11 protein-coding genes are annotated in these 13,047 nt (G+C 69.0%); 1 reads left to right on the forward strand and 10 read right to left on the reverse strand.

Going from position 1 to position 13,047, the window contains the following annotated elements; all coding sequences use genetic code 11:
• Nucleotides 1-4: 4 nt before the first annotated feature.
• A complete protein-coding gene (locus tag ACQPYM_RS20585; RefSeq protein WP_433023062.1) occupies nucleotides 5-1,315 on the reverse strand; it encodes a hypothetical protein in 1,311 nt (436 codons plus the stop codon).
• A gap of 132 nt (nucleotides 1,316-1,447) precedes the next feature.
• Here ACQPYM_RS20585 and ACQPYM_RS20590 point away from each other — a divergent pair, with 132 nt between their 5' ends.
• Complete coding sequence (locus ACQPYM_RS20590) at nucleotides 1,448-2,155, forward strand: carbonic anhydrase (protein ID WP_433023064.1); 708 nt, start codon at nucleotides 1,448-1,450, stop codon at nucleotides 2,153-2,155.
• Nucleotides 2,156-2,182: 27 nt separating this feature from the next.
• Here ACQPYM_RS20590 and glnII read toward each other — a convergent pair whose 3' ends face one another.
• The 9 genes from glnII to ACQPYM_RS20635 form a co-directional block, all read right to left on the reverse strand.
• The gene (gene glnII, locus ACQPYM_RS20595; RefSeq protein ID WP_433023066.1) at nucleotides 2,183-3,202 is read right to left on the reverse strand and encodes a glutamine synthetase; all 1,020 of its coding nucleotides are present in this window, start codon (nucleotides 3,200-3,202) and stop codon (nucleotides 2,183-2,185) included.
• Between the two features lie 122 nt (nucleotides 3,203-3,324).
• A complete protein-coding gene (locus tag ACQPYM_RS20600; protein ID WP_433023068.1) occupies nucleotides 3,325-3,834 on the reverse strand; it encodes a beta-class carbonic anhydrase in 510 nt (169 codons plus the stop codon).
• Nucleotides 3,831-4,766, reverse strand: a complete 936-nt coding sequence (locus ACQPYM_RS20605) for a sucrase ferredoxin (protein WP_433023070.1) — start codon at nucleotides 4,764-4,766, stop codon at nucleotides 3,831-3,833. Before ACQPYM_RS20605 ends, ACQPYM_RS20600 begins: the two co-directional genes overlap by 4 nt.
• A 5-nt stretch (nucleotides 4,767-4,771) precedes the next feature.
• On the reverse strand, nucleotides 4,772-6,448 hold the full coding sequence (locus ACQPYM_RS20610; protein WP_433023072.1) for an MFS transporter: 1,677 nt from the start codon (nucleotides 6,446-6,448) through the stop codon (nucleotides 4,772-4,774).
• 32 nt (nucleotides 6,449-6,480) lie between these two features.
• The gene (locus ACQPYM_RS20615; protein ID WP_433023074.1) at nucleotides 6,481-7,191 is read right to left on the reverse strand and encodes an LppX_LprAFG lipoprotein; all 711 of its coding nucleotides are present in this window, start codon (nucleotides 7,189-7,191) and stop codon (nucleotides 6,481-6,483) included.
• Nucleotides 7,192-7,195: 4 nt separating this feature from the next.
• A complete protein-coding gene (locus ACQPYM_RS20620; RefSeq protein ID WP_433023076.1) occupies nucleotides 7,196-9,646 on the reverse strand; it encodes a DNA gyrase/topoisomerase IV subunit A in 2,451 nt (816 codons plus the stop codon).
• A gap of 261 nt (nucleotides 9,647-9,907) precedes the next feature.
• Nucleotides 9,908-10,147, reverse strand: a complete 240-nt coding sequence (locus ACQPYM_RS20625; RefSeq protein WP_433023078.1) for a hypothetical protein — start codon at nucleotides 10,145-10,147, stop codon at nucleotides 9,908-9,910.
• Between the two features lie 121 nt (nucleotides 10,148-10,268).
• The gene (locus ACQPYM_RS20630; RefSeq protein ID WP_433023080.1) at nucleotides 10,269-12,248 is read right to left on the reverse strand and encodes an FtsX-like permease family protein; all 1,980 of its coding nucleotides are present in this window, start codon (nucleotides 12,246-12,248) and stop codon (nucleotides 10,269-10,271) included.
• Nucleotides 12,248-13,015 (reverse strand): ABC transporter ATP-binding protein, encoded by a 768-nt coding sequence (locus tag ACQPYM_RS20635; RefSeq protein WP_433023082.1) that lies wholly within the window; start codon nucleotides 13,013-13,015, stop codon nucleotides 12,248-12,250. The genes ACQPYM_RS20630 and ACQPYM_RS20635 overlap by 1 nt, the downstream gene beginning before the upstream one ends.
• Between the last annotated feature and the right edge of the window lie 32 nt (nucleotides 13,016-13,047).

The following is a 13,047-nucleotide window of genomic DNA, read 5'->3' on the forward strand; positions in this document are numbered from 1 at the left end:
GCGATCAGCGGAGGGCGGCTCGCAGGATCGAGTGGGAGCCCTCGATGATCTGGTCGCGGTTGGTCTCGTAGGTCGGGTCGGTGATCTGCGTCGTGTTCGCCGCGTCGAACCGCAGTACCGGCACGTCCAGGTGGCCGGCCGGCATCGACGGGTCGAGGAGATCGCGCTGGAGGGTGTTGCGGTAGGCGATCTCGTTGCTGAGGTAGCCGCCGCCGGCGCCCTCGGAGGCGATCGAGCCAGGTGTCGGCCCGTCCGGACGGCGTACCGGCGTGGTCTCGCCCGCGGGGATCTCCAGGACCGACGTGTTGACCCTGGTCCGGAACTGAGCCGGTACTGCGGCGCCTGACATCCGGGCCATTGGCAGGCTCGCGGTCAGCCACTCGGGACCGGGCGGCATGCTCGGCGAGACGACCGGCGCGGTGATGGTGCCACCGCCCCAGAGATTGTTGTTGTCACCGATCGAGCTGACCGAGCGGCGACGTCCGTTGAACGCCTCCAGGTCGAAGATGCCGACCCGGCCCTGGCTCACTGTCATCACCAGGTCCGCGTGCTGCGGTCCGCCGCGGTAGTGCGGCCGGAGCGCGTTCTCGACCATGTTCTCGTCGAAGTCGGTGTAGCGGACCGGGAACACGGCCGTCTGGATCTCGTACGTCGTGCCGTTCACCTTCCAGCGCTGACCGTCGAGGGTGAGCGCGTTCGCCCCCGACGGGTTGCCGATCCGGATGTCGGCGTCCAGCGTGAACGGGTCGAACCCGGTCACCAGGATCTTCCGTACGCCGGGGGAGAACCGGGTGCTGGTGATCCCGCGGGAGGAGTACTCGAGGCTGCGGATCAGCTCGGCGCGTTCCGTAGTACCGAGCCCGAAGCCGGGTTGCCACTGACGGAGCGCGAGTGCCATGGAGATGCGGGCCCAGTACAAGCCTCGGTCGTCCGTGGAGGGCAGTGCAGGCGCGACCTGCGGGTGCTGGGCGCGGTGGGTGGCAGTGCGCCACAGCGCCTCACCCTGGACCCGGACGAGAGTGCTGGCAGCGGCACGGCTCGGTACTGCGCAGAGCAGCTTGGTGAACAGCGCCACCTGACGGTCGAAGCCGCTCCTGGACAGGATCTCGGCCGGTACCGACGGACCGCCGGCCACGCCGTTGTCGAGCCGCTGCTCCTCGACGGTGCCTGCGACGCCGGTGTCGAAGCAGGTCGGCTTGGTGGACTGGTCCGGGACCCGGGTGGCCGTAGCGGCCGGAGTACCGGTCAGAGCGGTGGCCAGGGCCAGGGCGCCGAGCAGTGCGAAGCGCGGAAGAGAGCTTGGGCGGAGTCTCATACCCGTTGTCTATCAGATCTCCGGCCCGATACCGAGAGATTCGAACAGAGCGGTCTATGGCAGACAGTATGCAATCCCCTATGGTCGGGAGTGGCGCCGCACTAACGCCCTGTAGCTCGTGAGGAGCAAGCCGTGACCGTTCCCGCCTCATCACGTCGCCGTTTCCTGATCACAGCGGTATCCGCAACACTGGGTACGACGCTCGTAACGGCCTGCGGCACTGACCGTGCAGCACCCCAAGCCGAGCCGCCGATCACCACCGGCGAGGAGGCCTTGCGGAGGCTCAAGGAAGGCAATGAGCGGTTCGCGGCCGACCACGGCCTGCACAGCGACGAGGGCACCGAGCGTCGAGTCGCCGTCAGCAAAGCCCAGCATCCCTTCGCGACTGTGCTGGGTTGCGTCGACTCGCGGGTGCCGATCGAGCTGGTCTTCGATCGCGGCCTCGGCGATCTCGTCGTCGTCCGCAGCGCCGGGGGAGTGCTCGATCAGTCCGTGACCGGCAGCCTGGAGTTCGGCATCGCCGAGCTCGGTACGCCGTTGCTGGTGGTCCTCGGTCATCAGCGGTGCGGCGCGCTCGACGCCACCATCAAGGCGGTCGACGCGAAGCACTCCGAAGCCGAGGGGGAGATCGGCTACCTCGTCGAGGCGTTGTCCCCGGCGGTGCGCCAGGTCTCGGGCTCCACCGGCGACCGCCTCGCCAACGCGGTCCACGCCAACGTCGGCCTGGTCCTCGCCCAGCTCCGCAAGTCCACCGTCATCGGTCCGTTGGAGAAGGCCGGCAAGGTCAAACTCGTTGGCGCGTACTACGAACTGGACACCGGCAAGGTCCTCTTCAACTGAGGCCTTGCCGGTGTCGAGTTGCGTGGGTCAGACCTGGCCGGCCTTCTCCAGGGCGGTGCAGCAGGTGTTCACCAGCAGACGCGTGACGTTGTACGGGTCGATGTTGGCGTTCGGGCGACGGTCCTCGATGTAGCCCTTCTTGTCCACCTCGACCTGCCACGGGATCCGCACCGAGGCGCCGCGGTCGGAGACGCCGTAGCTGTAGACGTCGTGCGGGGCGGTCTCGTGGGCGCCGGTGAGGCGCTCCTCGATGCCGTGACCGTAACCGGCGATGTGCTCCTCGACCTTGCCCGGCGCACCGAGCGCCTCGCAGGCGGTGACGATCGCGTCGTAGCCCTCGCGCATCGCCTTGGTGGAGAAGTTGGTGTGCGCACCGGCGCCGTTCCAGTCACCCTTGGCCGGCTTGGCGTCCAGGGTGGCGGCGACGTCGAACTCCTCGGCAATGCGGTAGAGCAGCCAGCGGGCCACCCACAGGTGGTCGGCGACCTCGACCGGACCGGCCGGGCCGATCTGGAACTCCCACTGGCCGGGCATGACCTCGGCGTTGATGCCGGAGATCTTCAGGCCCGCCTCGATACAGGCGTCCAGGTGCTTCTCGACGATCTCGCGGCCGAACACCTCGTCGGCGCCGACACCGCAGTAGTACGGGCCCTGCGGAGCGGGGAAGCCGACGGCCGGGAAGCCGAGCGGGCGGCCTTCCTGGAAGAAGGTGTACTCCTGCTCGATGCCGAACCAGGACTCCTGCTCGGCGAACTGCTCGGCGACCGGCAGCAGCGCGGCCCGGTTGTTGGTCGGGTGCGGGGTGCCGTCGACCAGGTAGACCTCGCACAGCACCAGCTTGTGGTCGCCGCCGCGGATCGGGTCGGGGCAGGAGAAGACCGGCTTGAGGACACAGTCCGAGTTGTCACCAGGTGCCTGGTTGGTGCTCGAACCGTCGAAACCCCAGTCCGGCAGCGTCTCGCCGTCGGCGAGGATCTTGGTCTTCGAGCGAAGCCGCGCGCTCGGCTCGGTCCCGTCGATCCAGATGTACTCGGCCTTGTACGTCAACCGTCTGTCCTTTCGTCGAGGCCGTCCCTCAGGGGTCCCTGAACCGACCACGACCGACAGTGTCAATTCGCCGTTACAGAGCTGTTGCCCCATTGTGAACGGCGTGTAAACCGCCTGACGGATCAGACATGCTGGCGGAGCAGACCGGTGTCGACGTCGTACATGAAGCCGCCGACCAGGATCTCGTCGCCGATCAGCGGGTGCTCGCGGACCGCGGCGACATCGCGGCGCAGGGCCTCGAGCTGGTCGGGAATCACGTTGAGCGGGAGGTAGCCGGCCGGCTTGCCCGCGGCGGCTTCGACCTTCGCGCGCATCTCGTCCTCGGTCATCGCGGCCATCGCGCACCGGGTGTGCGGGACGACCATGATCCGGCGGACGCCGAGCAGCTGGACGCCGAGGACCAGCCCGGTCAGGGTGAGCTCGGTGACCCGGGCCCCGGCGCTGCGCAGTACCTTGGCGTCGCCCGGCTTGAGGCCGAGCAGCTCCAGCGGCGGGATCCGGGAGTCCATGCAGGTGACCACGCCGACGCCGGCGTGGGCGATGCCGTCGAACCCGCTGTACTGGAAGTGCTTGGCGTAGTCGGCGTTGGCGGCGAGCAGGTCTTCGAAACCGGTCTGGGGTTCGTCGGTCATCGTGACTCTCCGGTGGTGACTGTTCCGGCGCGCAGAATCGACATGGCGAAGGGTTCCTTTCCGCAGGATTCCGGGCGGGGTGGGTCGGCGGGTTCGCTGGTCACCTCGACGGTCCACAGCCGGCCGTCGGCGTGCCTGACCGTGACGGTCTCCAGGTCTTCCGCCACGACGCTGAGGGCGTCGAGTCCGGCCTCGCCGATGAGGTTGCGGACGGTGATCTCGGCGAACTGGCCGCGCTTGGTCCAGGTGGACCGGCCGCGCAGCTTCTCGAGGACGGTCTCGCCGCGGTCGGCCGCGGCGAGGAGGGTGGCGGCCGTCTCCACGTCGAGCTGGCCGTACATGATCCCTGCGGGCAGCAGAGTAGCGGTCGGCGCGAACCGGTGCCCGCCCAGGTGGTTCGCTTCCCACACCCGTCCCGGTGCCTGGGCGGCCAGCGCCTTCACGATCGGCCGGCCGAGCAGGGCGCAGCACTCGTCGCGTTTCCCGTTGGTGCAGACCAGCAGCACGGGTTCGTTGACCGGGGCAAGCTCTGGCAGAGACCTGATGGCCGCGGCGCGATCACCACGGCTGACCGCCATGAGATCGAGTTCGGTCAGCATCTTCGGGTCGGCGACACTGCCGCCGAGCAGCCAGCTGCGGCCGGGCAACGTGCTGGCGACGTACACCTGGTGTGATCGCGGATGGGCGTCCGGATGCCTGCCAGGGGAGCGGATCAGGCCGAAGCGCAGGTCGGCCTTCTGCGCGTCGGTGTCGATCTTGGCACCGAACTCCGGATCCAGATGGCTCTGCGTCGGCGCCTTCTTGCCCCACGGGCCGGGCTGCTCGACGACCAGCCAGCCGGTCGCCTCGGGCGCCGTACCGGCCATCGGCTCCCGCAGCTCACGGCAATAGGTCGAGCACAGGCCCGGCCTGCCGATTGTCGGTGCACTCACAGCCTTTACCGTACGCGAGCAGACTCCCCGTCCCCATGACCGCCGTCACCTGTGGACAGCGTCGCGATCGCCGGCTGCCGGCCGAGCAGCAGGACCGCCAGTACTGCGGCCGCGAACGCGCAGACCGCCGCCCCGGCGAAGATCGTGTGCACTTGTGAAATGCCTGCCTCGCGGAGCGCGTCGATGAACGGCCGGCAGGTCGCGGCGTTGCCCGGACAGAGTTCGTTCGGTGACGGAATGTCAGCGACCAGCGTGTAGTAGCGGCGCAAACCGATCGCGGTCAGGGCCGAGACGCCGACGAGCATGCCGACCATCCGGGCGACGACGACCAGAGCGCTGACCAGGCCGTGGCTGTCGGGCCTTGTAGCGCCGAGGATCGCGGTGTTGACCGGTGACAGCGCGAGGCCGAATCCGAAACCGCAGGCGAGCAGGCTGATAGTGGCCGGGGCATGCTTCAGCGCGTCCTTGTCCCAGAAGGCCATCAGGACGAACATCGCTCCCGCCAGTGCCAGCCCGGCACCCGTGATCAGCCCCAGGCCATAGCGACGCGTCAGCCAGCCTCCGACGACGGCACCGATCGGCAGGGCGACCAGGAAGCGCAGCAGGACGAGTGCGGCTGCCAGTTGGCCGCCGCTCTGCGTAGTACGGGCGAAGACAGGGACGTCGACCAGTGCGGCGATCAGGGCGGCGCCGACGAGGAAGCTGACCAGGAGGGAGCCCCACGCTGGTCTGGCGCCGAGCAGGCCGGGCGGGACGATCGCTTGCGCAGTACGGCGCTGCCACAATGCGAAGGCGACCGCGAAGACCGCAGCGGCGACCAGTAGCCACGGTCCGGCCGGTGCCATGACCTCTCGCTCGGGATCGGCCGTCGCAAACGCCAGTACGACGCCGGCCAACGCCAAGGCGAGCAGCAGTGCGCCGAACAGGTCGACCTTCTTCACCAGGTCCGCGAGGCTCGCGCGTGCCTTGAAAAGAATCAGGGCCAGCCACAAGAGCAGCAGCACGAGGGTGGCCACACCGATCGGGGTGAGGAGCCGGGAGTCACCGCTGAAGGGCACGAACGGCAGGCCCAGCGTGATGCCGCTGGCTAGTCGCTCTGGCGCCGTCAGGGTGAGACCGAGCGCTATGCAAGCTAGTAACCCAACGGCAGCCGAGAGTGGCGGCCGCTGCAGGCCACGGAGGAACAGAGCGAGTACGACGGCGACGGCGAGGTTCAGCCAGAAGATGTAGCGCCAGTCGGCGACAGCGAGCACAGCAGCACCCAGGAGCGGGCCTAGAACCGACCCGATCTCTTGCACCGCTCCCACGACGCCGAGTGGGAGTCCTCGTCTCTCAGCCGGCCAGAGGTCGGCGACGAGCGCCAGTGTGGCCGGGACCAGTCCACCGCCGCCGACACCTTGCAGGAACCGCCCAACGACGACCAGCGACAGGTCATAGGCCCCGGCGGTGATCAACGAGCCGACTGCGAACAGGATCAGCGCTCCGACCAGGACCGGCGTACGGCCGACCACGTCGGCGATGCGGCCGATCAGGGGCAGCACTGCGATGTAGCCGAGCAGGAAGCCCGAGACGATCGGGGCGGCTCGCTGCAGTTGGTCCGCAGACAGGCCGACCCCGGCCATCATGTCCGGCAGTGCCAGTACTACGACGTAGGTGTCCGCCGCAGCAAACGCGACTGCCACCGACGCGAGAGTCAGCCGCGTCCTGGGACTGCTCACGGCTTGGTGATCTCTACCTGTTCGCCGTACTTGTCGAGGGTTACGTCGTAGCTGCTGGTGGCGCCGTCGTAGTACGGGCCGGTGATCGTTGCCGACACCAACTGCTTGGTGTCCTTGTCGATCTTGAAGGTGCTCGGGAAGTCCTGGTCGGCCGGCGCCTTCGGGAAGATGCCCTGCAGCGTCTTGCCCTGGACGGCGCCGGTGACCTCGGTCAGGACCTTCGCGCCTTCGCGGGTCTCGCCCTTGATCTGCGGGTCCTTGAGCGTCGGCAGGACCGACGTGAGCCCCTTGTTCGGGTCGAGCAGCACCGCCGGGTCGGGCGCGCCCAGACCGGCCAGCTGTGACGGCGGCAGCTCGATGTAGCTCGGCGTGAACGGCAGCTTCGCGTAGACCTTGCTGCCGACCGCAACCACCTCGGCATCGATCGGCGCGCCGGAGGAGCGGACCGTCAGCTTGCCCTTGAACGCCGGGGCGTGGGTGGCGATGCCGTCGCCGCTGGCGAGCACCTGGCCGGTGTCGGGCAGGTCCCGTCCGGTGATCACCAGGTGGATGCTGGCGGCTTCGTCGATCGTCTTCTTGACCTCGGTCAGCAGGGCGACCGGGTCGTCACCCTTCTTGCCGTCGGCATCATCGGTCTTCTTGTCGCTGCAACTGACCAGGGAGCCGGCCAGCAGCAGTGCCGCGGAAAGCGCGAGCAGTCTCTTCATACCCTCAGCCTGCCAGGTCTGCGGCACAGGCCGCGATCGGCTGTGCCACCGGTACGCCGGAACCGTCGCGGCGGGGGTCCAGCGGGGGAAGGTCGACCGGGGCGCCACTGTTGGCGCTGGCCTTGATCGGGGCGGGTCCGACGAAGGCGAGCAGCAGCCCGTCCTCGCCCTTGAGCAGCCGGTGGCAGCGGACACCGCCGGTCGCGCGGCCCTTGCCCGGGTACTCACTGAAGGGCGTCACCTTGACCGCGCCGACCTCGGTGCCGGGCAGTGCCGACGTCGAGCCGGAGATCGTCACGACGTGCGACTCCTTGCCCGGATCGACAGCGCCGAAGTACGTCACCTTGGCCCCGGCCGACAACCGGACGCCCGCCATACCGCCCGCGGTACGGCCCTGTGGGCGGACCACTGACGCGCTGTAGTGCAGCAGTTGCGCGTCGCTGGTGATGAAGCAGAGCTCCTCTTCACCGGTGGTCAACTCGACCGCGCCGACCACCTCGTCGCCGTCGTTGAGCCGGATGACCTCCCACGAGTCGCGGTTGCTGAGGTGATCCGGGGTGACCCGCTTGACGACGCCGGTCGCCGTACCGAGGGCCAGGCCCACGGAGTCGGGATCCATCGTGGTGAGGGCCATCGCCTTCTCGCCCGGTTCGAGGGAGATGAACTCCGCGACCGGTGCGCCGCCTTGCAGGTTCGGCGCGTTGGCGGTCGTCGGTACGGCGGGCAGGTCGAGCGACTCCAGCCGGATCAGCCGGCCGGCGCTGGTGACCAGGCCGTAGTGACCGCGGGCGGTGCTCTTGATCGCCGACACGATCGCGTCGTGCTTGGCCCGTCCGTCGCCTTGCCCGAACGGCTCGACACCGTTGGTGCGGGCGAGCAGGCCGGTCGAGCTCATCAGCACCCAGCACGGGTCGTCGGTGACCTCGAGCGGTACGGCGGCGGTCTTGGTCGCGCCGGACGACTCCAGCAGGACCGTACGCCGGGGCGTGCCGTAGGTCTTGGCGACCTCGTTGAGCTCGTCGGAGACGATCTTCTTGAGCAGCGACTCGTCCTCGAGGATCGCGGTCAGCTTCTCGATCTCGCGCTCGAGCTCGGCCTTCTCGGTCTCCAGCTCCAGCTTGGAGAACTTGGTCAGCCGGCGCAGCGGCATGTCCAGGATGTAGTTGGTCTGGACCTCGGTCAGGTCGTAGATGTCCATCAACCGGGTCCGGGCCGCGGCCGCGTCGTCGCTGGACCGGATGATCTGGATCACCTCGTCGATGTCCAGGATCGCGACCAGCAGACCGTCGACGATGTGCAGCCGGTCGAGCGCCTTCTTCCGGCGGAACTCGCTGCGCCGCCGGGTCACGTCGTACCGGTGGCCGAGGTAGACCTCGAGCAGTTCCTTCAGGCCGAGGGTGCGCGGCTGGCCGTCGACCAGGCAGACCGCGTTGATGGAGAACGAGTCCTCCAGCGGCGTCATCTTGTAGAGCTGCTCGAGCAGCGCCTCGGGGACGAAGCCGTTCTTGACCTCGATCACCAGCTGGGTGCCGTGCGCCCGGTCGGTGAGGTCCTTGACGTCGGCGATGCCCTGCAGCTTCTTGGCCTGGACCAGCGTCTTGATCTTCTCGATCACCTTCTCCGGGCCGACCGTGTAGGGCAGCTCGGTGACCACGATGCCCTTGCGCCGTGGGGTGACGTTCTCGATCCGGGCGGTGGCGCGCATCTTGAAGCCACCGCGCCCGGTCAGGTAGGCGTCCTTGATGCCTTCCAGGCCGACGATCTTGCCGCCGGTCGGCAGGTCCGGGCCGGGGATGAACCGCATCAGGTCGTCGATGTCGGCGCCCGGCGTCTTGATCAGGTGCCGTAGCGCCTGGATCACCTCGACCAGGTTGTGCGGCGCCATGTTGGTCGCCATCCCGACCGCGATCCCGGCGGCGCCGTTGACCAGCAGGTTCGGGAAGGCGGCCGGCAGCACCGACGGCTCTTCCTCGCGGCCGTCGTAGTTCGGCTTGAAGTCGACGACGTTCTCGTCCAGGCCGTTCGTCATCGCGACCGCGGACGGCGCCATCCGGCACTCGGTGTACCGCATCGCGGCGGGGCCGTCGTCCAGCGAGCCGAAGTTTCCGTGGCCGTCGATCAGCGGCAGCCGCATCGACCAGGGCTGCGCGGTCCGGACCAGCGCGTCGTAGATCGCGCCGTCGCCGTGCGGGTGGTACTTACCCATCACTTCACCGACGACGCGGGCGCTCTTCACATGGCCGCGGTCGGGCCGGATGTTGTTCTCCGCCATCGAGAACAGGATCCGGCGCTGCACGGGTTTGAGGCCGTCCCGCGCGTCGGGCAGGGCCCGGGAGTAGATCACCGAGTAGGCGTACTCCAGGAAGCTGGTGCGCATCTCGTCGGAGACGTCGACATCGAGGATGTGCTCCTCGTAGTCCTCGGGTTCGGCGGTGCTGCTGGTACGGCGTGCCATGCGGTTCTGCGTGCTCCTCGGTGACTGCAACTCCGTCGAGCTGCGTGGCGGCTGGGCCCATTGTCACTGCAGGGGGCACCCGAACCCAGCACCGACCCGGGTGTCCTCCCGATTTGACCGCCCAGCGTACGCCGTACCGGGGGTTCCGCCCCGCTGGTCGCGGGGCGGAACGTCGGGGTCAGAACTCGCGGTTTGCCATCGTCACCACTCCCTGTCGTCGGTCAGTTGTCCCGATCGGCGGTCAGAAGTCCCGGTTCGCCGTCAGAACTCCCGGTTGTCGGTGCCGGTGATCCGGACCGAGCCGGTCTCGTCGCCGGTGATGCGCACCGAGTCGGTGCCGTCGGCAGTGATGCGCACCGAGTCGGTGCCGGTGTCGGTGATCCGGACCGAGTCCGTCTCGCCGCCGGTGATCCGGACCGAGCCGTCGGCCGCGGCGGCCACCGGCACAGCCAGCAGCCCGCCGGCCAGCAGGCTGCCGAGGATGATGCTGCGCTTCCTCATGGATACCCCTTTCCGTCACGCCGGTCCGCCTGGACCGGCGTGACGATCGTGGCTCGGCCGGCGGCTCTTCGTCCCTCGGTTAGACCAGCTTCTAACCGTCCGTCCGCTAAGGGCGGCCCGGTCAGGGCTGAAGCGCCGCCGACGGCTGGGAGTCGCGCAGGATGACCGCGGTCGGCAGCAGCGCCGCCCCGATCGCCAGCACCACGCAGACCGCTCCGATCGACAGCAGCGTGCCCCACGGCACGGTCACCGGTACGTCGGTCAGGCCGACCGACATCGCGTGCCGGATCAGTAGCCCGACCGTGATGGTGATCACGGTTCCCAGGCTCAGCGCGACCGCGCTGACCAGGGACGATTCCCACAGGACCATCCGGCGGATCTGGGCCGGAGTCGCGCCGAGCAGTCGTGAGGTGACGAACTCGTGCCGGCGCTGCAGGCTCCCCATCAACAGAGTGTTCGCGATGGCGATTGCGCTGTACAACGCGGCCGGACCCAGCAGCAGGATCAACCCCAGCTGATTGCCCTTCCGCAGACCTTCTCCCTCAGCCTGCTGCCACTCAGCAGCCGGTACTGCGTCCGCGCCGGTGCCGGCCAGCCGTTCGTCGAGCGCTCGGGTCAGTGCGGTCGGGTCGACACCTTCCGCGGGCTGGATGAACCATCGGGTGGGGCCCGCTCCCGGCGCGTGCTGCCGGGCGAGCTCGGCCGGTACGAAGAACGACGGGTTGATCTCGGCGGCGTCCTTCAGGACGGCGACCACCTCGAGCTGGTCGGAGCTGCGGTCGGTGAAGGTGACGCTGATCTTGTCGCCGACCCGGTAGTTCCCGAACCCGGCGGCTTCCTTGCTGATGGCAACAGTCTTGCCGGTCAGCTTGCCGAGGTCGCCCTTCAACGCGGTGATCGCCCGGGTCTGGGTGGCCACCGCCGGGTCGATGCCTTCGGCTTCCTCGAGGTCGGCGGTGTCGCGGTCGGTGCGGATCAGGCCGACCGGGATCGCGCCGTCGGCGACCGCGACGCCCGGCGTGCCGAGGATGCGTTCGGACAGTTGCGGGGAGTTCTCCGGCGCGGTCACCACGATGGGTACGCGGAGGGTGTCGCGGATGGTGGCGACGGACGCGTCGGCCGCGAAGCTGAGGGTCAGCACCATCGACCCCGCAATGGCCGAGATGCCGAGCATGGGCGCGGCCAGCGATGCGCTCCGGCGCGGTGCGGCGATCACGTTGCTGCGGGCAAGGCGCCCGGAAACCCGCGTCCACGTCACCAGGGGCAAGGCCCACAGCCGCCCGATCAGCGGTACGACGATGGGCGCGAGCAGCGTCAAGGCGACCACCAGCAGCATCGGCGTGAACATGGCCAGCGGCATGACCGCCTCACCCGTGCCCGGCCGGATCAGGGCCAGCAACACGATCGCTCCCGCCAGCACGAGCACTCCGAAGGTGATTCGTACCGGCCCGATCTGCGGCGGTTCGAGCGAGGCCTCGCGCAGTGCGTCCACGGCGCCGACCCGTCCGGCGCGGCGCGCAGCCGACCGGGCACCCAGCATCGCGACGACCAGACCTGCCCCTACCGCAATCGCCAACGGCACCCACGGACTCGCAGGCTCGAGCTTGACCGGCGCCAATTCCGTGTACGACGCCTTGGCCAGCACCAGCGGAGTAGTCAACTGAGCCAGTACTGCGCCCGCCACGGACGCCACGATCGCCACGAACAGCGCCTCGCCCAGCACCATCCGCTTGACCTGCCGCGGAGTGGCGCCGATCAGCCGGAGCAACCCGACCTCGCGACGCCGGGACGCCACGGCGAAGGCGAACGTGCTGGCGATCACGAAGATCGTGATGAACCCGCTGATCACGCCGACCATGCTGAGCACGACCTGCAGACCGGACGCGTCCTCACCCGAGAGCAGCACCCGGGCGGTGGTCGGCGGATCGGCGTTCGGCAGCTTGACCACGATGCTGTCGGCCGCGGGTCCGCGATAGGCGATGGTGGCGGCCGTCGCGGTCGCGGCCAGGCCGAGCAGGAAGACGCCGACGGCGAGCGCGACGAACGAACCGGCGTACAGGGAGAGGTGGCGGCGGACGGTTTGCCGGCTGAGGAAGAGCATCAGCGTTCCAGATCGCTCATGGCAGCGGCGATCTGGGCCGGGTTGCCGTGGTCGAGGGAGCCGGCCACCAGACCGTCGGACAGGAACAGCACCCGTTCGGCGTACGCCGCCGCGACCGGGTCGTGGGTGACCATCACGACCGTCTGACCTGCCCGATCGGTTGCCTCCCGCAACAAGCTCAGGACCTGCCGGCTGGTGCTGCTGTCGAGCGCGCCGGTCGGCTCGTCGGCGAAGAAGACGGCCGGCCGGGTGATCAGGGCCCGCGCGATCGCGACCCGCTGCTGCTGACCGCCGGACAGCTCGGCCGGGCGCCGCCGGGCCTTGCCTTCGAGGCCGACCTGGTCGAGGACCTGGAGCACGTCGCCGCGGCGCGGGCGGCGGCCGGTCAGTCGCAGCGGCAGCGCGACGTTGTCGTAGACGGTGAGTGAAGGCAGCAGGTTGTAGGCCTGGAAGACGAACCCCATCTGCTCGCGGCGCAGCTTGGTGAGCGCCACCTCGCCGAGTCCGTGCAGGCTGGTCCCGCCGAGCATCACGTGGCCGGAGGTCGGTTGGTCGAGTCCGGCCGCACACTGCAGCAGCGTGGACTTGCCGGAGCCGGACGGACCCATGACAGCGGTGAACGAGCCACGGACGAAGTGGTAGTTGACGCCTCGCAGCGCCTCCACCGCTCCGGCCTTGGAGCGGTAGGTCTTGGTGATCCCGTCCAGCAGGAGAGCGGGCGGTTCACCTGGTCCGGCGAGGGGGCGCATCGGCGCGGTACTGGTCATGGTTCCCAGCCAACCGTGAACGGCCGGTCCGA

The organism is Kribbella sp. CA-294648 (assembly GCF_050943845.1).
In the GTDB taxonomy this organism is placed as follows: Bacteria; Actinomycetota; Actinomycetes; order Propionibacteriales; family Kribbellaceae; genus Kribbella.

Bases quoted from the DNA above. Each gene is read 5' to 3' on its own strand.
- ACQPYM_RS20585 (WP_433023062.1), bottom strand. From the start codon at position 1,315: ATGAGACTCCGCCCAAGCTCTCTTCCGCGCTTCGCACTGCTCGGCGCC.
- ACQPYM_RS20600 (WP_433023068.1), bottom strand. From the start codon at position 3,834: ATGACCGACGAACCCCAGACCGGTTTCGAAGACCTGCTCGCCGCCAAC.
- ACQPYM_RS20615 (WP_433023074.1), bottom strand. From the start codon at position 7,191: ATGAAGAGACTGCTCGCGCTTTCCGCGGCACTGCTGCTGGCCGGCTCC.
- ACQPYM_RS20620 (WP_433023076.1), bottom strand. From the start codon at position 9,646: ATGGCACGCCGTACCAGCAGCACCGCCGAACCCGAGGACTACGAGGAG.
- ACQPYM_RS20625 (WP_433023078.1), bottom strand. From the start codon at position 10,147: ATGAGGAAGCGCAGCATCATCCTCGGCAGCCTGCTGGCCGGCGGGCTG.
- ACQPYM_RS20630 (WP_433023080.1), bottom strand. From the start codon at position 12,248: ATGCTCTTCCTCAGCCGGCAAACCGTCCGCCGCCACCTCTCCCTGTAC.
- ACQPYM_RS20635 (WP_433023082.1), bottom strand. From the start codon at position 13,015: ATGACCAGTACCGCGCCGATGCGCCCCCTCGCCGGACCAGGTGAACCG.